Genomic DNA, 25,332 nt, shown 5'->3' with positions numbered 1-25,332 from the left:
TGATTCCATGCCCGAGCCCATCAAGAACCGTTATGAATTCGTGCTCTTTTTCGACGTGGAGAACGGCAACCCCAACGGTGATCCCGACGCGGGCAATCTGCCGCGCCTGGATCCCGAAACCAGCCGGGGGTTGGTCACCGACGTGTGCCTGAAGCGCAAGGTCAGGAATTACGTGGAACTGGCCAAGGGCAACGCCGCGCCCTACGAGATCTATGTGCGCGAAAAGGCCGTGCTGACCGCTCAGCAGCAGCGAGCCCACGAGGCTTTGGGTGAGGTGGACAAGAAGGCCGACAAGACGGCCCAGGCTCGGGCCTGGATGTGTCGGAACTTCTTCGACGTGCGGACCTTCGGAGCCGTTATGTCCCTCAAGGAATTCAACTGCGGCCAGGTGCGCGGCCCGGTGCAGCTCGCCTTTGCCCGTAGTGTGGACCCTGTGGTGCCGCTGGACGTGTCCATCACGCGCATGGCCGTGGCCACCGAGCGCGAGGCCGCCGAGCAGGGCGGCGACAACCGGACCATGGGCCGCAAATCCATCGTGCCTTACGGCCTGTACCGCGCCGAAGGCTTCATTTCGGCTCACCTGGCGGCGCAGACCGGGTTCTGCCCCGACGATCTGGAACTGCTCTGGCAGGCCCTGGAAAGCATGTTCGAGCACGACCACTCCGCCGCGCGCGGCAAAATGGCCTCGCGCGCACTTATCGTCTTCGAGCACGAAAGCGCCCTGGGCAATGCTCCGGCTCATAAGCTCTTCGAGTTGGTCAAGGCCGCGCGGGTCACTGATTCCGCGACCCCGGCCCGGGCTTTCGAGGACTACGCCATAACCGTGGACGAGGCCGGGGCGCCCGCCGGGGTCAAAGTCACCCGGCGACTGTAAGAGGGGACCGGGGTGTACTCCGAGGCCGACCTGCTGCCCATCTCGGCCTTGCAGCATCTGGCCTTCTGTCCGCGCCAGTGCGCGCTCATCCACCTTGAGCAGGCCTGGGACGAGAACCTGTACACGGTGCGCGGGCGGCTGCTGCACGAGCGGGTGGATACGCCGGGCATGGAGCGGCGCAGGGGCGTGCCCACGGAGTTCGGGCTGCCCCTGCGCTCCCTGGCCCTGGGGCTGGCGGGCCGGGCCGATGCCGTGGAGTTCACCGCCGCCGGGCCCTGCCCCGTGGAGTACAAGCTCGGGCGCCCCAAGAAGCACGACGCCGACCGCGTGCAGCTCTGCGCCCAGGCCCTGTGCATCGAAGAGATGACCGGGCGCTCCGTGCCCGTGGGCGCGCTGTTCTACGCCACCACGCGCCGCCGCGAGGAGGTGCCCCTGGGCGAGGCCCTGCGCGGACGGGTGCGCGAGCTGGCCCTTGCGCTGCACGCACTGCTGGATGCCGGGGTCACACCCTTGCCGGAATTCGGTCCGCATTGCCGCCTGTGCTCCATGGACAACCTGTGCCGCGCCCGGGCCCTGGGCCGGGGGCGGCGCAGCGTGGCGCGCTATCTGGCGCGGGCCCGGCACGACGAGCCGCCCGGCGACGAGCAAGCCGGGGGCGCGCCGCCCGAGCCTTCGCCGCAGGGCCGGGCCCGGCGGACCCGGCCAGGGCAAAAGCCGCAGGAGGATTGATGCGCAGGCTGCTGAACACGCTGTATGTGACCGCCCAGGGGGCCTACCTGGCTAAGGACGGAGAGGCCGTGGCCGTGCGGGTGGAGCACGAAACGCGCCTGCGCGTGCCGTTGCACGGCCTGGGGGGCGTGGTTTGTTTCGGGCAGGTCAGCGCCAGCCCGGCGCTTTTGGGTGCCTGCGCCGAAGCGGACGTGGGCGTGAGCTTTCTGAGCGAGCACGGACGGTTCCTGGCCAGCGTGCGCGGGCCGGTGTCGGGCAACGTGCTGCTGCGCCGCGAGCAGTATCGCCGGGCCGACAGCGCCCCGGGCCGCGCCGGACTGGCGCGCTGCTTTGTGCAGGGCAAGCTGCTCAACTGCCGGGCCGTGGTGCGCCGCGCCCTGCGCGACCACGGGGCCGACATGGACGCCGCGCCCCTGGAGGCCGTGGCCCGGGGCTTCACGGACATGGCCGAGCGAGCCGCCCGTGCGGCCACGGACGACTCCGTGCGCGGTATCGAGGGTGAGGCGGCGGCGGCCTATTTCGGTGTCTTCGGCCAGTTGGTGCGCGTGGATGACCCGGCCTTTGGCTTCACCACTCGCAGCCGCCGTCCGCCTCTGGACGCCGTGAACTGCCTCTTGTCTTTTCTCTACACCCTGTTGGCTCACGATGTGCGTTCGGCCCTGGAGGCCGTGGGGCTGGACCCGCAGGTGGGTTTTTTGCACCGCGACAGGCCGGGACGGCCGAGCCTGGCTTTGGACGTGATGGAAGAATTCCGCCCCTGGCTGGCCGACCGGCTGGTGCTGTCGCTCATCAACCGTAAACAGGTGCGGCCCGACGACTTTACGCGCGGCGGTACCGGCGGAGTGCTGCTGACAGACGAGGCCCGGAAACAGGTGCTCGTGGCGTGGCAGAAGCGCAAACAGGAGGAGGTCATGCATCCGTTCCTCGACGAGAAGGTCGCGGTGGGGTTGCTACCGCACGTGCAGGCCCTGCTGCTGGCGCGGCACCTGCGCGGCGAGATGGACGGTTACCCGCCGTTTTTGTGGAGATAGGTGTGCTGATGCTTGTGACTTACGACGTGAACACCGAAGACCGCGCGGGGCGGGCGCGACTGCGGCGAATGGCCAAGTTGTGCCTGGACTACGGGCAGCGTGTGCAGTTCTCGGTCTTCGAGTGTGAGGTGGACCCGGCACAATGGGAGGCATTGCGCCACAAGCTGATCGCGGCCATGGACCCGCAACGTGACAGCCTGCGATTTTACCGCCTGGGCCGCGAGGGGAAGCGCCGTGTGGAGCATGTGGGAATCAAGGAACCGGTGGATTTGGATGGGCCGCTGGTAGTGTGAACAGGCGGGAGAAACGTGGGATGGGAAGCGCGGGCGTGGATGAAAGGCGAGAGGCGGGCGAAAGTGCATGGGGCGGTGACCCCGCGCGAACCCCTAGCGTCCTGCAAAATCCCGTGAGGTTCGCGCTGAAATTAAACCAAATAAATTCAAAGTGTTGCATCGTTAATGGCGCGTTGGCGGAAAAAGAATATACGCCGCCTCCGTGCGTTCGCGCCAGCGCCTTGAAAAAGCCAGAAACCCCGGTCGGTAGAAGCCGGGCAGTCGCCCCCTCGCGGGGGCGTGGATTGAAACTCGATCCTGGCATACACGGGCAAGCCCGTGACGACGTCGCCCCCTCGCGGGGGCGTGGATTGAAACTGGTTCGTGGTGCGGGCCTGGGGACGGAACCTGGTCGCCCCCTCGCGGGGGCGTGGATTGAAACGTGGCGCGGCACATGGACCGGGACGAGGGGCGGGTCGCCCCCTCGCGGGGGCGTGGATTGAAACGGCCCGCTCGACCCGGGCCGAGGCCGCCCGCCGCGTCGCCCCCTCGCGGGGGCGTGGATTGAAACGTGGCCGGGGAGGACCTGGAGCAGGGGCGCCGGGGTCGCCCCCTCGCGGGGGCGTGGATTGAAACGTGCTCACCAAGCGGGAGCAGCGGATGCGGGAGTGTCGCCCCCTCGCGGGGGCGTGGATTGAAACTGCATCCGCTCCTCCTTGCCCCTGGCCAGCGCCAGGTCGCCCCCTCGCGGGGGCGTGGATTGAAACCTGGGCGGGCGGGGCGGGGCTTCGCCCGCCCAGGTCGCCCCCTCGCGGGGGCGTGGATTGAAACCACGAGGACGTGCCCACCGAGTACATCGACCGGGTGTCGCCCCCTCGCGGGGGCGTGGATTGAAACCTCAACCAGATGGGCGTGGTGGAGCGCGGGGCGTGTCGCCCCCTCGCGGGGGCGTGGATTGAAACGGGCCGCTCGTCCGCTAGGGCCAGGATGCGCGCCTGTCGCCCCCTCGCGGGGGCGTGGATTGAAACCTGTACCTCTCGATGAGGCGGTCAACGATGTCGGTCGCCCCCTCGCGGGGGCGTGGATTGAAACGAGTACCGGGCGACGACGCTGCTGCTCACAGAGGGTCGCCCCCTCGCGGGGGCGTGGATTGAAACGCCGTGGGCGCCGCCGTGTACGCCGCCGCCGACGGTCGCCCCCTCGCGGGGGCGTGGATTGAAACTTGGGCACGCGACCATCCAAATGACCATGCGGTGTCGCCCCCTCGCGGGGGCGTGGATTGAAACTGCTGCTTGTGGTTGCCCGCCCGGTCCTCGTCCTGTCGCCCCCTCGCGGGGGCGTGGATTGAAACTTTTGCAGGAGCGGGAACAACGCTGCTTGCCTGGTCGCCCCCTCGCGGGGGCGTGGATTGAAACCTCCGGTTCGCCGCGACGTTCTGGCAGGAGGCGGTCGCCCCCTCGCGGGGGCGTGGATTGAAACAATCAGGCGCAACGCGGCATCAGGGTTCACAACCGTCGCCCCCTCGCGGGGGCGTGGATTGAAACATGCGCATCGCGTCCCTCCTACAGCCGGGCGGCCACGTCGCCCCCTCGCGGGGGCGTGGATTGAAACTCCAGCTCGTGGGCGTGCTCCTCCTGCAACGTGCGGTCGCCCCCTCGCGGGGGCGTGGATTGAAACGACGTACGGGCCTGGCTGGCGGGCCGGGAGGTGGGTCGCCCCCTCGCGGGGGCGTGGATTGAAACTCCAGCTCGTGGGCGTGCTCCTCCTGCAACGTGCGTCGCCCCCTCGCGGGGGCGTGGATTGAAACGCCGCCGCCGCCGCCCTCTACCTGGACGAGTACGCGTCGCCCCCTCGCGGGGGCGTGGATTGAAACCCGCACCTCCCGCCGCAGGTGCACCAGCAGCACCGTCGCCCCCTCGCGGGGGCGTGGATTGAAACTTTGGCCTGCTCGGCCTGCCAGACGAGGGCGGAGAGTCGCCCCCTCGCGGGGGCGTGGATTGAAACCGTTCATGGGCGGGGGGGCGCTGTATGCCTAGTGGTCGCCCCCTCGCGGGGGCGTGGATTGAAACGAGCGGCAGGTACGCAAGCTGTGCGCCATGGCCGTCGCCCCCTCGCGGGGGCGTGGATTGAAACAGCCACCCCCGGGACGTTGACGCGGCCAAGCGCGTCGCCCCCTCGCGGGGGCGTGGATTGAAACACAGTGCGGCCCATGATTGGTGTCCAAAAGATTGGTCGCCCCCTCGCGGGGGCGTGGATTGAAACACGGCCCGGGCCGAGGACACCATGGCCGGGCAGGGTCGCCCCCTCGCGGGGGCGTGGATTGAAACTTCGCCTCCGCCAGGGCCCGCGCCCCGTCCCCCGGTCGCCCCCTCGCGGGGGCGTGGATTGAAACGCGCACATCCAGCGCGGCACGGCCGTGCATTGCGTCGCCCCCTCGCGGGGGCGTGGATTGAAACGAAGCGGGGTTGTCGTTGATGGTCACGTCCGTGAGTCGCCCCCTCGCGGGGGCGTGGATTGAAACGAGGAGCGCACGGGGCTGCTCGTCGAGAGGCTGGAAGTCGCCCCCTCGCGGGGGCGTGGATTGAAACTTCGCCGCCGCCAGGGCTCATAGCGCCTACGTCGTCGCCCCCTCGCGGGGGCGTGGATTGAAACCCGCGGCACCACGGCCCCGCCCAGGTGCCGTGCCGTCGCCCCCTCGCGGGGGCGTGGATTGAAACCGCACCCTGATCAGGGGAATGGAGCAGCTGCCTGTCGCCCCCTCGCGGGGGCGTGGATTGAAACCGCACCTCCCGCCGCAGGTGCACCAGCAGCACCCGTCGCCCCCTCGCGGGGGCGTGGATTGAAACCGGCCACACAGGCCGTCTCCACGCCCCACCAGGCCGTCGCCCCCTCGCGGGGGCGTGGATTGAAACGTCAACTCCTGCAAATCGTGCATCGTCTCCTCCCGTCGCCCCCTCGCGGGGGCGTGGATTGAAACCCGCTCCGCCGCGTACGCCGCCGCGTCCAGCACGTCGCCCCCTCGCGGGGGCGTGGATTGAAACCTGGACGAATGCCTGCGGCTCCCAGGGATCCACGTCGCCCCCTCGCGGGGGCGTGGATTGAAACACGCCCCCTGGTGTCACGTCGTCTATCGTCGTCGTCGCCCCCTCGCGGGGGCGTGGATTGAAACGAGCTGCCGCCCGCCGCCCGCCACGGCAGCCTCGTCGCCCCCTCGCGGGGGCGTGGATTGAAACGGTTGCACCATGGGCGCGGCCGTGAAACTGGCGAGTCGCCCCCTCGCGGGGGCGTGGATTGAAACATCCGGCGCCCGCTGATTCAGCCCGATAAAGTGGTCGCCCCCTCGCGGGGGCGTGGATTGAAACATTTCTAAAGCTCGGCAGGCCAGCTCTGTACGTGTCGCCCCCTCGCGGGGGCGTGGATTGAAACAAACCGTGCAGGGGCGAGGGCTGCGCGCTGTACGGTCGCCCCCTCGCGGGGGCGTGGATTGAAACACGGGTGGCGCACAGAGCCGCCCGGGTCGCGTCGGTCGCCCCCTCGCGGGGGCGTGGATTGAAACCTTGCCCATCAGCAGGGTGTCGGCGGCCAGCCCGGTCGCCCCCTCGCGGGGGCGTGGATTGAAACCTGCGCCCGGCCTAGCCGTCGCCCGCAATCCGCTCGTCGCCCCCTCGCGGGGGCGTGGATTGAAACGGCAAATCGTTGGCAATTTCACACCCAATGTCGTGTCGCCCCCTCGCGGGGGCGTGGATTGAAACGTGGAACCACGGCTCCCGTACCCACAGCACGTCAGTCGCCCCCTCGCGGGGGCGTGGATTGAAACTGTAAAATTTTGGATATCGGGTTGTTTTCCCATCGTCGCCCCCTCGCGGGGGCGTGGATTGAAACTGGGGCGGCGGCGGGGCGTCTGCCCCACACCCAGGGTCGCCCCCTCGCGGGGGCGTGGATTGAAACCGACAGCTGCATCGCCGTGTCGAACGCCATATTGTCGCCCCCTCGCGGGGGCGTGGATTGAAACTAGAGCAAAAACGGGTGCGACGACCGTGTGCGCTGGTCGCCCCCTCGCGGGGGCGTGGATTGAAACACCGCCCCCTTGAGGCCCTTGGCGGGGGCGAACCGTCGCCCCCTCGCGGGGGCGTGGATTGAAACAAGAAGCCCAATTTCAACATTGTTGAAAAGATGCGTCGCCCCCTCGCGGGGGCGTGGATTGAAACCACGAGTTCCGCCAGCCCGCCGAGGGCGATCAGGTCGCCCCCTCGCGGGGGCGTGGATTGAAACGGGCAGCTCGGACGGAGCCAAAAGGACATGCTTGTCGCCCCCTCGCGGGGGCGTGGATTGAAACCACCGCTACTCCGTCATGTGTAACTGCATGGACAGTCGCCCCCTCGCGGGGGCGTGGATTGAAACCCAGTGCAGGGCATTGAAAAATGAGGCGAACAAGTCGCCCCCTCGCGGGGGCGTGGATTGAAACATCCCGGGGTACTCACTCTTCTGAGCGTCCACCCGTCGCCCCCTCGCGGGGGCGTGGATTGAAACAACATCATTTTGACGGCCTCGGCGGCCCGGCACTGTCGCCCCCTCGCGGGGGCGTGGATTGAAACTGGCTCAAGGGTGGCGGCCGGGTTAGTTACGTCGGTCGCCCCCTCGCGGGGGCGTGGATTGAAACGAGTGGAAGGCCCCTTCGCACGTCAAAGTAATCAGTCGCCCCCTCGCGGGGGCGTGGATTGAAACTAATCATCGATGGTATACAGACGCTGTTCGTCCAGTCGCCCCCTCGCGGGGGCGTGGATTGAAACCCACCCTGTGACTACATTTGTAATCAAGTTGTAGTCGCCCCCTCGCGGGGGCGTGGATTGAAACAGCGCGTGCGGCAGGCCCCAGGCCGTCACGGGCGGTCGCCCCCTCGCGGGGGCGTGGATTGAAACGACGTGCGGGCCTGGCTGGCAGGTCGGGAGGTGGGTCGCCCCCTCGCGGGGGCGTGGATTGAAACGTGGCGCGGCTGCTGCCGCGCCTGGGGCCGGAGTCGCCCCCTCGCGGGGGCGTGGATTGAAACGCGCAGCCAGGCGGCGGCGAACGGGTCTATCTCGGTCGCCCCCTCGCGGGGGCGTGGATTGAAACCACCCCGCCGCTGGTCATGGCTGGCGGCGGCCTGTCGCCCCCTCGCGGGGGCGTGGATTGAAACCTGGCGCTGTGCCGCGCGGCGGGGGTGCGCGGGTCGCCCCCTCGCGGGGGCGTGGATTGAAACGAGTGGGCCCGGCGGGAGATGCGCATGGTGGCGGGGTCGCCCCCTCGCGGGGGCGTGGATTGAAACCAGTTCTTATCTTATACGAGGGGAAGGGGGAGGTAGTCGCCCCCTCGCGGGGGCGTGGATTGAAACATCATCGCGCCCTCGCAGACCACCAAAACGACAATGTCGCCCCCTCGCGGGGGCGTGGATTGAAACCTCATCCCCGTTGAACACCTGCCCCAAGAACTGCGTCGCCCCCTCGCGGGGGCGTGGATTGAAACGCCCTCCAGGCCATGGACGTGGACCTTGCTGCAGTCGCCCCCTCGCGGGGGCGTGGATTGAAACCCGGGGGCGCGGGACCCCGTGGGCAAATGGCGCAAGGTCGCCCCCTCGCGGGGGCGTGGATTGAAACATGCGCTTGCCCAGGCTGCCATCGGTGATGGTCAGGTCGCCCCCTCGCGGGGGCGTGGATTGAAACGGCCCGCCGCTCGTAGTGGTCGGCCAGGTCCATGGGTCGCCCCCTCGCGGGGGCGTGGATTGAAACCACCCGCGCCGCCATGAATTTGCGCCGGTCCGTGTCGCCCCCTCGCGGGGGCGTGGATTGAAACAGGTGCAGCCCCCGGCCCATCTCGCGCGCCGAAAAGTCGCCCCCTCGCGGGGGCGTGGATTGAAACTACGCCTTGCAGGCGCTGCAATACTTCCACTGGAGTCGCCCCCTCGCGGGGGCGTGGATTGAAACCTTTCTTGGGATACATGGCGTCCTCCTCTTACTGTCGCCCCCTCGCGGGGGCGTGGATTGAAACTCTACTCTCCGCTCTCCACGCTCTTGAATCTCGCGTCGCCCCCTCGCGGGGGCGTGGATTGAAACCCGGGGGCGGAGGTGCTGGGACACCGGGACATCCGTCGCCCCCTCGCGGGGGCGTGGATTGAAACCTCTCTTCGTATTCCAGGTGGTTGGCCGCAAAGGTCGCCCCCTCGCGGGGGCGTGGATTGAAACGTCGTCCAAATCCGTATGCAACATGATTTGTTCACGTCGCCCCCTCGCGGGGGCGTGGATTGAAACTGCGGGTCTCCGCGCTCGGCCCTGCGGCGGGCCCGGTCGCCCCCTCGCGGGGGCGTGGATTGAAACCTGAAGCGCGTCCGCCTTGCGGTCCAGGGCCAGGGGTCGCCCCCTCGCGGGGGCGTGGATTGAAACTTACATGGTTGACGATGCTCCGCTCGGTGTGGAGTCGCCCCCTCGCGGGGGCGTGGATTGAAACTTGCCCCCGCGCTGGCCCGCGACGACGGGAAAGTCGCCCCCTCGCGGGGGCGTGGATTGAAACCGCGTCGCCCGGCGGGTAGGGCCGGGGCGGATCGGTCGCCCCCTCGCGGGGGCGTGGATTGAAACTTTTCCCCGCCCCCCGCCGACCCGCGGAGGTGTGTCGCCCCCTCGCGGGGGCGTGGATTGAAACTGCGCCATCCTCGGTCTGGAACGAGGCAAGCACGAGTCGCCCCCTCGCGGGGGCGTGGATTGAAACGGCTCTCGCCTGGCCCAGAACCAGTTTCTCCACGGTCGCCCCCTCGCGGGGGCGTGGATTGAAACGGTCATCGTCTGCATGTGTAGTCGCCCCTGGTTTGTCGCCCCCTCGCGGGGGCGTGGATTGAAACCCCATATCCACGGCCAGGGCCGTGGCCACGGGCCTGTCGCCCCCTCGCGGGGGCGTGGATTGAAACGGCAATGGCCGCCTGGGCTTGCTGGGCCTCGCGCAGTCGCCCCCTCGCGGGGGCGTGGATTGAAACACGGGTGGCGCACAGAGCCGCCCGGGTCGCGTCGGCCGTCGCCCCCTCGCGGGGGCGTGGATTGAAACACTCCGCGCTCGGGCTGCTGCCCCTGTTCACCGAGTCGCCCCCTCGCGGGGGCGTGGATTGAAACCTGGTCTGCCGGGACGTGCCCATCGCCCGTGTCGGGTCGCCCCCTCGCGGGGGCGTGGATTGAAACACAGCCCCAGCGCCCGGGCCAGCCCCAGGCCCCACGTCGCCCCCTCGCGGGGGCGTGGATTGAAACTCCATGGCCGCGCGCACGGCCTCCAGGTGCGCCAGTCGCCCCCTCGCGGGGGCGTGGATTGAAACCAGCTGGCTGCGCCTCGGGCTCCGGCTCCCAGGCAGTCGCCCCCTCGCGGGGGCGTGGATTGAAACACCTCCTCCAGGTACGCGGCGTGGGCCTGCGGGTGGTCGCCCCCTCGCGGGGGCGTGGATTGAAACATCGAGTGGTTCATGGGGCGGATTAAGGCCCTGGAGTCGCCCCCTCGCGGGGGCGTGGATTGAAACAACGCCGCTGGCCTTGCCGCGCTGCTGACCGGGCGTCGCCCCCTCGCGGGGGCGTGGATTGAAACTGCCTCAACGTGTCCGAGCGCGAAGTGCGCTACAGTCGCCCCCTCGCGGGGGCGTGGATTGAAACTTCCTGGACGAGTTCACCCGCAGCGACCTAGCCGGTCGCCCCCTCGCGGGGGCGTGGATTGAAACCGGTTGAGGTGGTGCGGGAAATCGTGCGGCGGTGTCGCCCCCTCGCGGGGGCGTGGATTGAAACAACAAGACCAAATACCCGGGCGTAGAATACCGCGAGTCGCCCCCTCGCGGGGGCGTGGATTGAAACCGGGCGCCGCCGCCCTCGGCCCGCACGCCCAGGTCGCCCCCTCGCGGGGGCGTGGATTGAAACTTCCAGCAGGCGGCGCCATTTGCTCGGCAGCGGTCGCCCCCTCGCGGGGGCGTGGATTGAAACATGGGCTACGCCTCCGCTCCCGCCGCCGGGACGGGTCGCCCCCTCGCGGGGGCGTGGATTGAAACCGGAGCTGAACGCCCCGGCATTGCCGCGCGGGCGGGTCGCCCCCTCGCGGGGGCGTGGATTGAAACCATCTGGCCATCACTCCACCCCCTTCCTGGCCTGTCGCCCCCTCGCGGGGGCGTGGATTGAAACCGGGTTCAAGCCCCGCAATGAGCGGGGCGAGCAGGTCGCCCCCTCGCGGGGGCGTGGATTGAAACCACAGCGCGGCCAAGTCCTCCCTCCAGCTCTACGTCGCCCCCTCGCGGGGGCGTGGATTGAAACGAGGAGCGCACGGGGATGCTCGTGGCGCGGCTGGAGTCGCCCCCTCGCGGGGGCGTGGATTGAAACCGTCGTCGCGGTCGGCGGCGGGAACTCGCATGCCCGTCGCCCCCTCGCGGGGGCGTGGATTGAAACCACGAGATCGTCGACCGGGCGCCCACGGTGGGCGGGTCGCCCCCTCGCGGGGGCGTGGATTGAAACGGCGCAGTGAAAAATCTGCTGCCGACGCGGTTGAGTCGCCCCCTCGCGGGGGCGTGGATTGAAACTCGAACTCCCGCTCGGCCTGATAGCCAGCGTACGTCGCCCCCTCGCGGGGGCGTGGATTGAAACACGGACCGGGACGCGCTGGAGCTGGAGGCCTGGGGTCGCCCCCTCGCGGGGGCGTGGATTGAAACACCATCCGATACTACCGCCACGGCACGCGCGTCCGTCGCCCCCTCGCGGGGGCGTGGATTGAAACCGGGAGGATTACGTGATCGGCGACGACCCGGCCGTCGCCCCCTCGCGGGGGCGTGGATTGAAACGTCCCGCACACGCTGCGCCACACGTTCGCCTCGCGTCGCCCCCTCGCGGGGGCGTGGATTGAAACACGGACCGGGACGCGCTGGAGCTGGAGGCCTGGGGTCGCCCCCTCGCGGGGGCGTGGATTGAAACCTCGCCTTGGGGCAGAAGCGCCCCATGAATCTCGTCGCCCCCTCGCGGGGGCGTGGATTGAAACTCCAGGTTGGCGCAGATGTTGGGGAGGGGCCGGGCGTCGCCCCCTCGCGGGGGCGTGGATTGAAACGTCCTGGCCATCATCGCCATCGTCAAGGGCGAAAGTCGCCCCCTCGCGGGGGCGTGGATTGAAACGCCTCGCGGCTCATCGCGCGGGGCGTCCCGCTGGTCGCCCCCTCGCGGGGGCGTGGATTGAAACGGCCCGCTCGACCCGGGCCGAGGCCGCCCGGCGCGTCGCCCCCTCGCGGGGGCGTGGATTGAAACCTCAACCAGATGGGCGTGGTGGAGCGCGGGGCGTGTCGCCCCCTCGCGGGGGCGTGGATTGAAACCTCTGGCAGATAGTAGCAGACTATTGGCATGGTAGTCGCCCCCTCGCGGGGGCGTGGATTGAAACCCGCACCTCCCGCCGCAGGTGCACCAGCAGCACCCGTCGCCCCCTCGCGGGGGCGTGGATTGAAACTGTGGGGAGATTTCCCGGGTGCGAGCACCCTCCAGTCGCCCCCTCGCGGGGGCGTGGATTGAAACGCCCGCAGGTCGATGTTGTGGGCATGCGAGTTCGTCGCCCCCTCGCGGGGGCGTGGATTGAAACGGCAGCAGATGGACTACCTGACGCCCAACCTGCTGTCGCCCCCTCGCGGGGGCGTGGATTGAAACGGCCTGGGGAAGACTTTTATGCAGCTCGAAGCCCTGTCGCCCCCTCGCGGGGGCGTGGATTGAAACTATGTGTCAAGCTGACGAACCACACATCCCCGGGCGTCGCCCCCTCGCGGGGGCGTGGATTGAAACAGGTCGGCGTCAGAGACAGTGAACCCGGAGCGCGGGTCGCCCCCTCGCGGGGGCGTGGATTGAAACATGGCGTGGAACGTGGCTTCCATGTGGAACGGGCGTCGCCCCCTCGCGGGGGCGTGGATTGAAACTTGGCGCTGTTGGCCAGCGCGCCGCCCACGCTGATGTCGCCCCCTCGCGGGGGCGTGGATTGAAACCTGGCCTGGCGCGTGAGCCTGGGCGACAACCTGTAGTCGCCCCCTCGCGGGGGCGTGGATTGAAACATGGCCTGCGTGCTCACCGAGCGGGGGGTGCGGCGTCGCCCCCTCGCGGGGGCGTGGATTGAAACCGGCCACACAGGCCGTCTCCACGCCCCACCAGGTCGCCCCCTCGCGGGGGCGTGGATTGAAACGGCGTGGCCCAACCTGCCAGCCTGACGATCTCGTGTCGCCCCCTCGCGGGGGCGTGGATTGAAACCCTCCGGAGAAGGCAACCAACACATCATCGAACTCGTCGCCCCCTCGCGGGGGCGTGGATTGAAACTTCAGCGGGCGAAGAAGCTCATCGGGTCGGAGGAGGTCGCCCCCTCGCGGGGGCGTGGATTGAAACACTTCCTCGGCGCTGCCCGGTGGCACACAGACTTGTCGCCCCCTCGCGGGGGCGTGGATTGAAACGCGCAGGGGCTGGAGGATCGTCTCGCAGAGATGGTCGCCCCCTCGCGGGGGCGTGGATTGAAACGAGCAGGTCGAGGATGCTCACGCCCGCGGCGCCCGTCGCCCCCTCGCGGGGGCGTGGATTGAAACTTGAGTGGCCGCGGCAGGATGACCTGTACAATGCGGTCGCCCCCTCGCGGGGGCGTGGATTGAAACCTCTCCTCCCTGGCCTGGGCGTGGATGGTCGCGGTCGCCCCCTCGCGGGGGCGTGGATTGAAACGGAGCGGAGGCGGGCTACCGGGACGCGGACGGCAAGTCGCCCCCTCGCGGGGGCGTGGATTGAAACCCGTGATCCTCGGCATGCCCAACGAAGCCCTGGTCGCCCCCTCGCGGGGGCGTGGATTGAAACACGGCCATGATCTCCCCGCGCACCCCCGCCGCGCGTCGCCCCCTCGCGGGGGCGTGGATTGAAACATCGCCAAGCCCAGCACGTACGCGAGCTGGGGCGTCGCCCCCTCGCGGGGGCGTGGATTGAAACGAACACGGGCCGCACCAGCTCGCGCGGCTCCATGTCGCCCCCTCGCGGGGGCGTGGATTGAAACGACTACGAGGTGGAGACCGCCAACATCCTGATGGGGTCGCCCCCTCGCGGGGGCGTGGATTGAAACGCCGTGGCCGCCAGCACCTTGTCCAGCCCGCGCGGTCGCCCCCTCGCGGGGGCGTGGATTGAAACCCTGGCCCCGATGTCCATGCCCGGCCCCGTGGCCGGTCGCCCCCTCGCGGGGGCGTGGATTGAAACGGGCTCTCGCCAGGGACGATGCGGAACATGCGTAGCGTCGCCCCCTCGCGGGGGCGTGGATTGAAACATTGCTGGGGCCGATGATCAAGGAGCTGCGCAACAGTCGCCCCCTCGCGGGGGCGTGGATTGAAACCCCTGCGCGTCCACCCCGCCCGCGAGGCACACGCGTCGCCCCCTCGCGGGGGCGTGGATTGAAACTCCGGCTGCGGCCTTTTTGAGGTTGGTCACGTTGGTCGCCCCCTCGCGGGGGCGTGGATTGAAACAACATCATTTTGGTGGCCTCGGCGGCCCGGCACTGGTCGCCCCCTCGCGGGGGCGTGGATTGAAACGTGGACATCAACCAATGTCGTAGTCAGCATTTTGTCGCCCCCTCGCGGGGGCGTGGATTGAAACCACTCGGATGTAAAAATTTTTACAGGCGGGCTTGTCGCCCCCTCGCGGGGGCGTGGATTGAAACCACCAGAACATCACCTGGACCCTGTGTGTGGATGGTCGCCCCCTCGCGGGGGCGTGGATTGAAACTGGGAAAATCCCAGGGCCAAACGGCATCCACCTCAGTCGCCCCCTCGCGGGGGCGTGGATTGAAACATAACACCAGCACTGTGGCTCATGGACGACCCGGGGTCGCCCCCTCGCGGGGGCGTGGATTGAAACTCGGCCCCCAAGCCGTGCGCCGAGTGCGGGCGCGTCGCCCCCTCGCGGGGGCGTGGATTGAAACTGCGTTTCAGGGTCCACAAGGGGCGTACCCGGATGTCGCCCCCTCGCGGGGGCGTGGATTGAAACTGTAACGTTGAAACAAAAATATACGCCCCCCCCGTCGCCCCCTCGCGGGGGCGTGGATTGAAACTGAAAAAATTTGCGGAACTCCCGCTGGCCCAGCAGGTCGCCCCCTCGCGGGGGCGTGGATTGAAACCGGTGTAGCCTGTCTCCATGTGGATATCAAAGTGGTCGCCCCCTCGCGGGGGCGTGGATTGAAACGCAGCGTCTGGCACGAGGCCAGCGTGGCCCAGGGGGTCGCCCCCTCGCGGGGGCGTGGATTGAAACGCGGAGTACCTGGAGATACACGGCATGCCCATGCGTCGCCCCCTCGCGGGGGCGTGGATTGAAACGCTGTCCTCCCCGCTCAATGCGGCTGGGCAGCGCGTCGCCCCCTCGCGGGGGCGTGGATTGAAACGAGAGCACGGTCGGCGTCAAGCGTACGGACATCGGTCGCCCCCTCGCGGGGGCGTGGATTGAAACGAGTCCAAGGGGCTCAGGCTGTCGGGTGACTGGGTCGCCCCCTCGCGGGGGCGTGGATTGAAACCGCTTCACTTCAGAGGTCGACAGCCGTCTGAAACTGTCGCCCCCTCGCGGGGGCGTGGATTGAAACGATTCCGCCGCCGACCCGGTGGACCCTGCGCCCGGTCGCCCCCTCGCGGGGGCGTGGATTGAAACTGTCCTCGATTGTCTTCGAGGTCGAGGTCGGCGAGTCGCCCCCTCGCGGGGGCGTGGATTGAAACTCGGCCGGGCATGACATCATCATCGTCCCCGGTGTCGCCCCCTCGCGGGGGCGTGGATTGAAACATGGACCAGTTGGGCATCGACCGCAGCCTGCTGCGGTCGCCCCCTCGCGGGGGCGTGGATTGAAACGGCGGGCTGGGCCTGCTGATGCGCGGCGGGGCAGGTCGCCCCCTCGCGGGGGCGTGGATTGAAACAACCGCCGGGTAGTCCAGCCCGACCACGCCCAGGTCGCCCCCTCGCGGGGGCGTGGATTGAAACATCGCCGCGCCCATGGCCGCCGCCTCGGCGGACGGTCGCCCCCTCGCGGGGGCGTGGATTGAAACCCACGGGCCGTGCCGGGAGCGATGGCCTGTGCTGGTCGCCCCCTCGCGGGGGCGTGGATTGAAACAGCAGCGTCAGGTCCTGGAAGAGCACCCGCAGCGGTCGCCCCCTCGCGGGGGCGTGGATTGAAACGCCGTTGATGATGCAGTACAACGGCTCCTCCAGCGTCGCCCCCTCGCGGGGGCGTGGATTGAAACAGGTTGTTGACCTGGACTTTGCCGAGCATGGGAGTCGCCCCCTCGCGGGGGCGTGGATTGAAACTGGAAATCGACGACGGAACCCGGCCCATCCAGACGGTCGCCCCCTCGCGGGGGCGTGGATTGAAATGAGCCCGTGACCTCGCAGTTCCAGCCGATGGACTGTCGCCCCCTCGCGGGGGCGTGGATTGAAACGAGGTGGCGCACCACGACGAAAGCGGCGGACGACGTCGCCCCCTCGCGGGGGCGTGGATTGAAACCACGCTCCGCGCGGAAGCGGCCTATCTCCACCAGTCGCCCCCTCGCGGGGGCGTGGATTGAAACCTGGCCTACCCGGAGAGCAACCTGCGCTTTGCCGCGTCGCCCCCTCGCGGGGCGTGGATTGAAACAAGCCAAACTGCTCCAGGCTCGTTAATGCTGAGGTCGCCCCCTCGCGGGGGCGTGGATTGAAACCCTCCTGGGGGGCGCACCATGAGCCAGAACCTGCTGTCGCCCCCTCGCGGGGGCGTGGATTGAAACATCATCGCGCCCTCGCAGACCACGAAGACGACCGTCGCCCCCTCGCGGGGGCGTGGATTGAAACAGAGCGATTGGCACCAGGCGGGGCGGAAGGATGGTCGCCCCCTCGCGGGGGCGTGGATTGAAACGCCTGGGCCCGGCGCATGGAGCAGGCCATCCCCGGTCGCCCCCTCGCGGGGGCGTGGATTGAAACCTGCATGTGCGCCCCCCGGCAGCGCGCCCCGGGGGTCGCCCCCTCGCGGGGGCGTGGATTGAAACCGTCGAGGACGCCGATGCCCGCCACGGCCAAGGCGTCGCCCCCTCGCGGGGGCGTGGATTGAAACTGGGCCAGGGGAGAGCCGAACATCTGGGCTCGCTGGTCGCCCCCTCGCGGGGGCGTGGATTGAAACGCGCAGGGTCAGGCCGAAGCGCTGCATGAACCCCGTCGCCCCCTCGCGGGGGCGTGGATTGAAACTGGCTGCTCGTCAGGCCCGGGCCGCCACGCCCCGGTCGCCCCCTCGCGGGGGCGTGGATTGAAACGAGAAAGAGGCGGCGACGGCCCTGGAGAGTCACGTCGCCCCCTCGCGGGGGCGTGGATTGAAACGAGAACGGCGTGTACTCGACCACGGAGCACGGCCTGTCGCCCCCTCGCGGGGGCGTGGATTGAAACCGATGTAACACCGGTCGCTCACCCGCCGCGTCAGCGTCGCCCCCTCGCGGGGGCGTGGATTGAAACCGCCGACCCCTCGTACTCCGCCTTGAAGGCGGCGGTCGCCCCCTCGCGGGGGCGTGGATTGAAACTCCGTGGGCATCAGCTCCCAGCCCAGGGGATAGGGTCGCCCCCTCGCGGGGGCGTGGATTGAAACACGTACAGCGCCAGCAGGTCCGCCTTGGCCAGCGGTCGCCCCCTCGCGGGGGCGTGGATTGAAACTGGACCTGGACGAGCTGCCCACGGAGCCGCAGGCGTCGCCCCCTCGCGGGGGCGTGGATTGAAACACGGCCTCGACAACCTTGGTCACCTTGCACAGGTGTCGCCCCCTCGCGGGGGCGTGGATTGAAACTCAGCCAGCATGGGCCCTCCTGGGTTGCTGGTGAGGTCGCCCCCTCGCGGGGGCGTGGATTGAAACTTGGACAACTGGCAGCGGGACGCCCCGCGCGATGGTCGCCCCCTCGCGGGGGCGTGGATTGAAACGACCTGGAAGAACCAGATGGCCGTGGCGTCGTCCGTCGCCCCCTCGCGGGGGCGTGGATTGAAACAGGTCCACGAACGGTCGCACCAGGTCGCGGTTGAGTCGCCCCCTCGCGGGGCGTGGATTGAAACAACGCTAGCTTTAACAGACTGATGTTTGTCTATCTGTCGCCCCCTCGCGGGGGCGTGGATTGAAACAAGTACAACGTCTTCAACCTGCCCGAGGCGTTCAGTCGCCCCCTCGCGGGGGCGTGGATTGAAACTCCTGGTAGGGGGTGCCCATGGTGTCCTCGCTACTGTCGCCCCCTCGCGGGGGCGTGGATTGAAACATGCAAGTACCATATAGATGGCCTGCCTTGAAGTGTCGCCCCCTCGCGGGGGCGTGGATTGAAACTTGGGGGCGAAGGCAGCAGCGACCAGGTCGACCGTCGCCCCCTCGCGGGAGCGTGGATTGAAACGGGAGGAAAGAATTTCCGTTCGCGTTGCCTCTGGGTCGCCCCCTCGCGGGGGCGTGGATTGAAACTCGGGCCGGAGCCACCACAGGAGGGTGTCGAGATCGTCGCCCCCTCGCGGGGGCGTGGATTGAAACATGGGCCTCAGCTCGACCATTTCGCACCGCTGGAGTCGCCCCCTCGCGGGGGCGTGGATTGAAACCGCAATGCGCCTGGCGCGCCACGACAGGCGGTGGGTCGCCCCATCGCGGGGGCGTGGATTGAAACGCGGGACGCTGATCAAGCGCACGCCGGAGTGCGCGTCGCCCCCTCGCGGGGGCGTGGATTGAAACCTCGGCCAGGGCCGCCAGCTCCACCCGCGAGAGGGTCGCCCCCTCGCGGGGGCGTGGATTGAAACAAACCGTGCAAGGGAGAGGGCTGCGCGCTGTACGTGTCGCCCCCTCGCGGGGGCGTGGATTGAAACCTCAAAAAGCCCGGCAGGCGCATGGGCTGCCCGGGTCGCCCCCTCGCGGGGGCGTGGATTGAAACGCCAGGGCACCGGATCATCGGAACAGGCGGCAAGTCGCCTCCTCGCGGGGGCGTGGATTGAACTTGGTCGAGTATTTTCAAGAACCGTTCTGGACAAGCGAGTTTATTGCCTCGACTTGATCTACTTTTTCAGATGGCCGATGACCATTTATGATCACCGGCATTGAAGCGCCACTCGCATTCCTTGAGGAACAGAAAGGGGGGCCGCCCTCATTGGCGAGGGCAGTCTTTCGTTTTTTGTCGGCAGCGTATTGGGAAAAGGCCCCTTGTCGGTCCTTGGGTGCCGGGGGGGGGTGCAGGGTTCCTGTGGCGTCAGGTCATGAAATAAGGGGCGGTCCTGGCTCCGTCCTTTTGTCTGCCTGCTCGACAAGCTTTGGAAACTAGCATATAACTTCGCTAAACGAGCTTTACCTATCTTATATGCTAGGAGAGTATATGGGCAAGGATTCGAAATCGTCCAAGGCGTTGACTCCCCAGGGCCGGGCGGTGTTGGAGCGGGTGGGCGCGAACATCAGGGCGGCCCGGATGCGCCGCAACATGACGCAGGCCGAGCTGGCCAGGCGCACGCTGACCAGCCACACGACACTGATGCGCCTTGAGCGCGGCGAGCCGACCGTGGGAGTGGGAGTGCTGGTCCAGGTTCTCGATGTCCTCGGGTTGCTAGGCGGCCTTGAGGCCGTGGCCAGCCCGGCGGCGGACGCCACGGGCCTGGCGTTGCAGGAAGTTCGCGGACGGCAGCGCGCCCGTTCCCGCACCCCGAAGAAGGACGAACTGGATTTCTAGGGGGCGGCGATGGATGACAAGGCATACGTCTACATCTTCCTCGGGGGCGGTTTCGTCCCCGCCGGGTTGCTCGAAATGCGGCAGGAAGGGGCGGCTGTGGTGTCTTCCTTTGCCTATGGCCGACGCTACCTCGAGCGGTCTGACGCGCTGGCCCTGGACCCTTTCCAACTCCCCCTGGGGTCGGGCGGGTACCAGACGGGGGGCGTGTTCCGCGCCTTCGACGACGCGAGCCCCGACGGCTGGGGGCGCCATCTGCTGGACCGTGCCGCCGAGGCCGAAGGGCGCGCGCCCTCGGAGTTCGACTATCTGACTGTCCCCGGCCTTGAGCACCGTATCGGCGCCCTGGGGTTCGGCCCTGATCTCGACGGACCCAGACCGTTCACCCCTTCGTGGCGGCCAAGCGAACTGCCGGGCGAAACTCTGGACCTCGGGCGGATGCTCCGGTTCATCGACGCCGTGGAGGGCGGACTTGCCGAACTGCCGGAGATATTCCGCCGGTTCCTGGTCCGCGGTTCCTCTCTGGGCGGGGCGCAGCCCAAGGCCCCCGTGTTGTTCGACGGGCGGCCCATGATCGCCAAGTTTTCCCGCGAAAGGGAGCAATGGCCGACGTGCCGCATCGAACTGGCGGCCCTGGCCCTGGCCGGGCGGTGCGGCATCAGGGTGCCGCCCTGTGAACTCGTCCAGGTGGGCGGGCGGGACGTGTTCCTCGTCGAGCGGTTCGACCGGGAGCCGGGCGGGGTGCGTCGCCATTTTCTCTCGGCGCGGACGCTGACCGGCGCGGACAGGATGGAGGTCGGCGGGTACCGGGACATCGCCCTGGCCATCAGGCGTTTCGTGGGCGCGCAGTGGTTGGGGTCGGACCTTGAGGAACTGTTCCGGCGGATGCTTTTCAATATCCTGTGCAACAATTGGGACGATCACCTCAAGAACACGGGATTTCTCTACGACCCGGCCATCCGTGGCTGGCGCCTGTCGCCCGCATACGACATCGTTCCCCAGCCACGGCGCGAGGGGGGCGCATTCCAGCGCCTGACCCTGGAGGCGGGAGCGCATGGCACCCAGGCCAGCGTGGAGAACGCGCTTTCGCAGCCGGAGGTTTTCGGGCTCGGCCCTGCCGAGGCCGGGGCGATCGCCGACGAGGTGCTGGCGACCGTGAAGGGCCATTGGCGCATGGAGAACGAGCGCGCCGGTGTTCCGGAAAGCAAGGTCCGGCTGTTGGAAGAGGCGTATCGGTTGGCGCTGTAGACGACGGGGTGTGAAACTTTGGGCTCCCTCCGCCGATTGGCATCGCCCTGGCTCGGGCATATTGAAAAACGCTCACAAATCCGAGACAATCCTCCGGAGCAAGGGGAGGCTGCATGGCTTCGGGTGACCGGGCGGGCGGAAGGAAACGCTCGTTGCCTGGAATGCGACGCCCATATCCCCGGACCGCGTTTTCCATGATCGTCTCCACGGTATTTTGTCAGGGCCGGATTCGGCCATGTTGGTGGAGCGTCGCGCGCTCTGGTTGGCGCCTCCGGCTCCGTCGGTCCGGTCTGCCATGATGCATCCGCGAGGCGTCCGGGGCCGCCGCCCCGGTGCGGTATCCGGCGGCATTGCGCTGATTTCCTTTCCCCGTGCGGGTTTTTGCCGCTGGACGCCAACCAGGTCGTCCCGGTCCTTCCAGGCGGCGTCGTGGACGCTTCCGCCCGGCCCCGCGGCGGCTCCGGAAGATTTCCACCCGAATGCCGGGTTGCCATCGGGCAGGCGGGGAGCCAGGGAGAATGCATCGCCGGAGAATCTGAAATCCGGGAGGGGACACTTTTGCAACAGCCGGGCGGAACAGTTGATGGGGGATCAGACTATGGTTGGCAATGACCGCGGCGGGGTCGTGACTCCCCCCTATTCCCATGTGGTGGAGCGCATGCGCCGGGTGATCCGGGACAAGGATGACCGCATCGCCCTGGCCCTGGCGTGCCTCCTGGCTCGCGGGCATCTTCTCATCGAGGACCACCCGGGCATGGGCAAAACCACGTTGGCCCAAGGCCTTGCCCTCTGCCTGGGCCTGGGCTTTCGGCGCGTGCAGTTCACCAGCGACATGCTGCCCGGCGATGTGTTGGGCGTCTCCATGCCGACCCCCTCGGGCCGGGAATTCGTGTTCCATCCCGGGCCCGTGTTCACCAACGTCCTGCTGGTCGATGAAATCAACCGGGCCACACCCAAGACGCAGAGCGCCCTGCTGGAAGCCATGGAGGAAAACCAGGTCTCCATGGACGGCCAGACCCGCCCCCTGGAGCAGCCGTTCTTCGTGGTGGCGACTCAGAATCCCCTGGAATACGCAGGCACCTACCCTCTGCCTGAATCCCAGTTGGACCGTTTTCTGATGTGCCTGGACCTGGGGTATCCTGGCCGCGAGGCCGAGATGGGGCTCCTGGCCGACGGCGGCGCGCGTCATCTGCTGGCGGACATGGAGCCCTGCCCCGGCATGCCCGACGTGGAGCAGGCCCGCCGTCAGGCCGCCGCCACCGGCCTCTCGCGGGCGCTGCTGGACTACATCATGGACTTGCTGGAATTCACCCGCGTTTCGGACCATTTCCACATCGGGCTTTCACCCCGGGCTGGCCTGGGGCTGGCCGCCGCGGCCAAGGCCTGGGCCCATATCCATGGCCGGGCCATGGTGCTGCCCGAGGACGTTCAGGCCGTGTTGCCCTTTGTGGCCGTCCACAGGCTGCGCGCCCGGGACACCCTGGACGCCCTGCCCGCAGCCAGGCTGGCCGCGTTGCTGGCCGAGGTCCCGGTGCCCTGATCCATGGCTTCGCCCCCGCGCCCGCACGTGACCCTTGCGCCCACGGGCTACGGCCTGGCCTATCTGGCTTCGTCCATGGCGCTGCTGGCCGTGGCGGTGCTCTACAATAACAACCTTTGCTTTGTGCTGGCCTTTTCGGTCCTCTCGGTCATGGCCGTCACGGCTCCGGCCATTCTGTTTCACATCCGGGGGGTGCGCGTGCTCGGTGCGCGTTGCGAGCCCGTCTTTGCCGGAGGCCGGGCCGCATACGCCCTGACCGTGCGCCTGGAGCGGGGGCGGGGCGCCGACATCGGGCTGACCCTGGGCGACGGGCACGCCGTGCGCGCGGTGGCCAGGGGCAGCGCGGCCCGCCTGGAGGTCCGGATTGCCGCGCCGCGCCGGGGCTGGTTGACGCCGGGACCGGCCACCATCACGACCGGGTATCCTCTGGGCCTCTTCCGGGCCGGTTTTCGCGTCCAGGTTCCGCCTTGTCTGGTCTACCCGCGCCCGTTGGGCGGGGCCGGGACGGCCCGACTTGCCCGGGATGGCGGGCAACGGCCCCGACCTGGCGCCTCCGGGGCCGAGGATTTCAGGGATCTGACTCCCTGGCGGCCCGGCGATTCGCCCGCGCGTATCGCCTGGAAGGCTTCGGTCCGGGGTCAGGGCTTGCAGACCAAGGTCTTCGACGCCCTGGTCGGTCAGGCTCCGGTTTTCGACTGGTACGCCTTGGAGGGCGGCACCGAGCAGCGCCTGTCGCGGCTGTGCCACATGGTCCTTGAGGCTTCGCGGGCCGGGCAGGCCTTCGGCCTGCGTCTGCCCGGGGCCGAACTGGCCGTCGCCCGGGGCCGGGGGCACCGCCGCCGGGCCCTGGCCGCCCTGGCCTTGCACGGCGAGCCGGGAGGCGGCCATGGGTGACCTCCGTTCCCGCCATGTCCAGGCCGTGGTCATGGTCTTCGCCCTGGCCCTGGCCCCCCATGTGTCCGACCTGCCCGTCTGGGTCGTCGGCTGGTGCCTGCTTCTGTGGGGCTGGGCCCTGGCGGCGGACAGGCTGGGCTGGCCGCAGCCGTCCTTCCGGGTGCGCATGATTCTGCTGGCGGGCGGCCTGGCCGGGGCCATGGCCGATTATTTCCCCTACGAGTTGTGGCGCCTGGAGTTCGCCTCCACCGTCCTGGCCGTGCTTCTGGGGGTCAAGGCTCTGGAATTGACCAGCACCCGCAGCCGCATGGCTTCCTTGTTCCTGGCTCATTTTCTGGTCGCGACCAAGCTTTTGGATACGATCACGCTGGAAATGGCCGTCTACGTCCTGGCCGTGGTTCTGCTGTCCACCGCAGCCATGGCCCGCCTCAATTCTCCTTTGAGCCGCCGGGCCGCCCTGGCTGCTGCCGGGGGCATCATGCTCCGGGCCCTGCCCCTGATTGCGGCCCTGTTTCTGTTTTTTCCCCGGGCCGATGGCGGGCTTTCCTGGCGCTTCGGCCTTGCCCGGTCCACGGGCTTTTCCGAAACGCTGTCTCCTGGGAATCTGGCGGCCCTGGTCCGCAACACCGCCCCCGCCTTCCGGGTCGCGTTCCAGGGGCCGGTTCCTCCGCCGGATCAGCGCTACTGGCGCGGCGTGGTGCTCTGGAACTTCGACGGCGGCATCTGGCGGAGCGGGGGCCAGGGCGCGTTGCGCACCCGTTCCGTGCAGGCGCTGTCCACTGTGGACTATGCCTTGACCATGGAACCCCATTTGGGGGCCTGGGTTTTTTCTCTTGATGCCCCGGTGCAGGCTCCGGATGGACTGTGGTTGTCGTCGGACCTCAGCCTGAGCGTGCGCGGGCGCGTTGCCTCGCGGCGGACCTTTGCCCTGCGTTCGGCCGTGGAGCGCCATACGGGCCCACCGTTGCCCTCGGATGCCCGGGGGCTGCGCCTGCCCGGGGATGCGGCCCCCCGGACCGTGGCCTTGGGCCGGTCGTGGAGCGCGCAAGGCCTGTCTGCGGACGCCGCCGTGGAGGCGGCCATGGCCCTGTTCCGTACAGGCGGCTTCACATACAGTATCGATCCGCCCGCGGTACGCGGAGACCCCACGGACGGGTTCCTGTTCGGCACCCGCAGCGGCTATTGCGGCCATTACGCCTCGGCCATGGCTCTGCTGCTGCGCGCGGCCGGGGTGCCCACGCGGCTGGTTTTGGGCTATCAGGGCGGCGAGCTGAATCCCCTGGGGGATTTCCTTACCGTGCGTCAGTCCGAAGCCCATGCGTGGTGCGAAGTCCTGTTGCCCGACCGGGGCTGGGTGCGCGTCGATCCGACGACCGCCGTGGCCCCGACGAGGACGACGCAGGGCGTGGACGCCATGTTCGCCGGGAGCCAGGCTGCGGATCAGGAGAACTGGGCCCGTGACCGCTGGGCCAGGGCACTCGATGAGGTGAGCGTGGTCTGGGACGCCGTGCGTTATCGTCTGGACCCGTGGATCACGGACCTGGGGCCCGACGCCCAGAGCGACCTGCTCTCGGGGCTGGGGCTGGGGCCGCGCGGCTTCGGGCGCCGTCTGGCCGCTCTGGCCGGGGCGGTGGGGCTGGCTGCGGTTTTGATTCTGTTCCGCCCCTGGGGCGGCCTGCCGCGCAGGCGGGCGACCACGGCGGAGAAGGCCCACCGGGTCTACCTGCGTTTCTGCTCCCGTCTGGCCCGGGCCGGCCTGCCTCGCGCGCCCTGGCAGGGGCCCATGGACTATGCCGCCATGGTGGCCGCCCGCAGGCCGGATTTGGCCGACAAGGCCGCACGGGTGGCCGCCGTCTACGCCGGGCTCCGCTATGGTTCGGCCAAGCCCCGGGATTTGGTCCTGCTGCGGCGTTTGGTGCGGCGTTTTCATCCCTGAGGGGCCGGAGCCGACGCATTCGGGGCAGACCCGCCCGCGCGCCGGGAGAATGGGCGGCACTGACGGTCTTCGCCTGTGGTTGGATGATCACGGGCGGGAACCGATGGAGAGA

At 68.8% G+C, this 25,332-nt stretch carries 9 protein-coding genes, 1 other RNA gene and 2 CRISPR repeat arrays; of the genes, 9 read left to right on the top strand and 1 reads right to left on the bottom strand.

Translation table 11 applies throughout. The annotated features are described in order from the left end of the window. The first annotated feature begins 7 nt into the window (after window positions 1-7). The 4 genes from cas7c to cas2 are packed head-to-tail and all read left to right on the top strand — an operon-like array spanning window position 8 to window position 2,927. A complete protein-coding gene (gene cas7c, locus ACZ5KV_RS04770) occupies window positions 8-874 on the top strand; it encodes a type I-C CRISPR-associated protein Cas7/Csd2 (RefSeq protein WP_464241204.1) in 867 nt (288 codons plus the stop codon). A 12-nt stretch (window positions 875-886) separates the two neighbouring features. Continuing rightward, entirely contained in the window at window positions 887-1,603 is a 717-nt protein-coding gene (gene cas4 / locus ACZ5KV_RS04765; protein ID WP_464241203.1) for a CRISPR-associated protein Cas4, read from the top strand. Further along, the gene (gene cas1c, locus ACZ5KV_RS04760; RefSeq protein ID WP_464241202.1) at window positions 1,603-2,634 is read left to right on the top strand and encodes a type I-C CRISPR-associated endonuclease Cas1c; all 1,032 of its coding nucleotides are present in this window, start codon (window positions 1,603-1,605) and stop codon (window positions 2,632-2,634) included. Before cas4 ends, cas1c begins: the two co-directional genes overlap by 1 nt. A 2-nt stretch (window positions 2,635-2,636) precedes the next feature. After that, window positions 2,637-2,927, top strand: a complete 291-nt coding sequence (gene cas2, locus ACZ5KV_RS04755; RefSeq protein ID WP_464241201.1) for a CRISPR-associated endonuclease Cas2 — start codon at window positions 2,637-2,639, stop codon at window positions 2,925-2,927. A gap of 260 nt (window positions 2,928-3,187) precedes the next feature. Next, window positions 3,188-16,479: direct repeats of the CRISPR family, unit length 31 nt; unit sequence GTCGCCCCCTCGCGGGGGCGTGGATTGAAAC. Between the two features lie 646 nt (window positions 16,480-17,125). Here the strand turns inward: cas2 and ACZ5KV_RS04750 are convergent. Continuing rightward, an RNA gene (locus tag ACZ5KV_RS04750) (hammerhead ribozyme type II) lies at window positions 17,126-17,187 on the bottom strand. 821 nt (window positions 17,188-18,008) lie between these two features. After that, window positions 18,009-18,886: a CRISPR direct-repeat array (repeat unit 31 nt; unit sequence GTCGCCCCCTCGCGGGGGCGTGGATTGAAAC). A gap of 371 nt (window positions 18,887-19,257) precedes the next feature. On the opposite strand from ACZ5KV_RS04750, the gene ACZ5KV_RS04745 reads away from it, so the two are divergent. From ACZ5KV_RS04745 to ACZ5KV_RS04725, 5 genes are all read left to right on the top strand, one after another. Continuing rightward, the gene (locus ACZ5KV_RS04745) at window positions 19,258-19,605 is read left to right on the top strand and encodes a helix-turn-helix domain-containing protein (RefSeq protein WP_464241200.1); all 348 of its coding nucleotides are present in this window, start codon (window positions 19,258-19,260) and stop codon (window positions 19,603-19,605) included. A 9-nt stretch (window positions 19,606-19,614) separates the two neighbouring features. Continuing rightward, window positions 19,615-20,850, top strand: a complete 1,236-nt coding sequence (locus ACZ5KV_RS04740; protein ID WP_464241199.1) for a type II toxin-antitoxin system HipA family toxin — start codon at window positions 19,615-19,617, stop codon at window positions 20,848-20,850. Between the two features lie 625 nt (window positions 20,851-21,475). Next, window positions 21,476-22,390: an AAA family ATPase gene (locus tag ACZ5KV_RS04735; protein ID WP_464241198.1), complete on the top strand. Its 915-nt coding sequence runs from the start codon at window positions 21,476-21,478 to the stop codon at window positions 22,388-22,390. Between the two features lie 3 nt (window positions 22,391-22,393). Continuing rightward, window positions 22,394-23,284, top strand: coding sequence for a DUF58 domain-containing protein (locus tag ACZ5KV_RS04730; protein WP_464241197.1), 891 nt, complete (start codon window positions 22,394-22,396; stop codon window positions 23,282-23,284). Beyond that, window positions 23,277-25,220 (top strand): transglutaminase TgpA family protein, encoded by a 1,944-nt coding sequence (locus tag ACZ5KV_RS04725; protein WP_464241196.1) that lies wholly within the window; start codon window positions 23,277-23,279, stop codon window positions 25,218-25,220. Before ACZ5KV_RS04730 ends, ACZ5KV_RS04725 begins: the two co-directional genes overlap by 8 nt. Window positions 25,221-25,332: the final 112 nt, after the last annotated feature.

The sequence above is a fragment of the Desulfocurvus thunnarius genome, assembly GCF_055390965.1.
The sequence above is the reverse complement of the archived record's forward strand: the minus strand, read 5'-3'. Positions and strand labels throughout refer to the sequence as shown.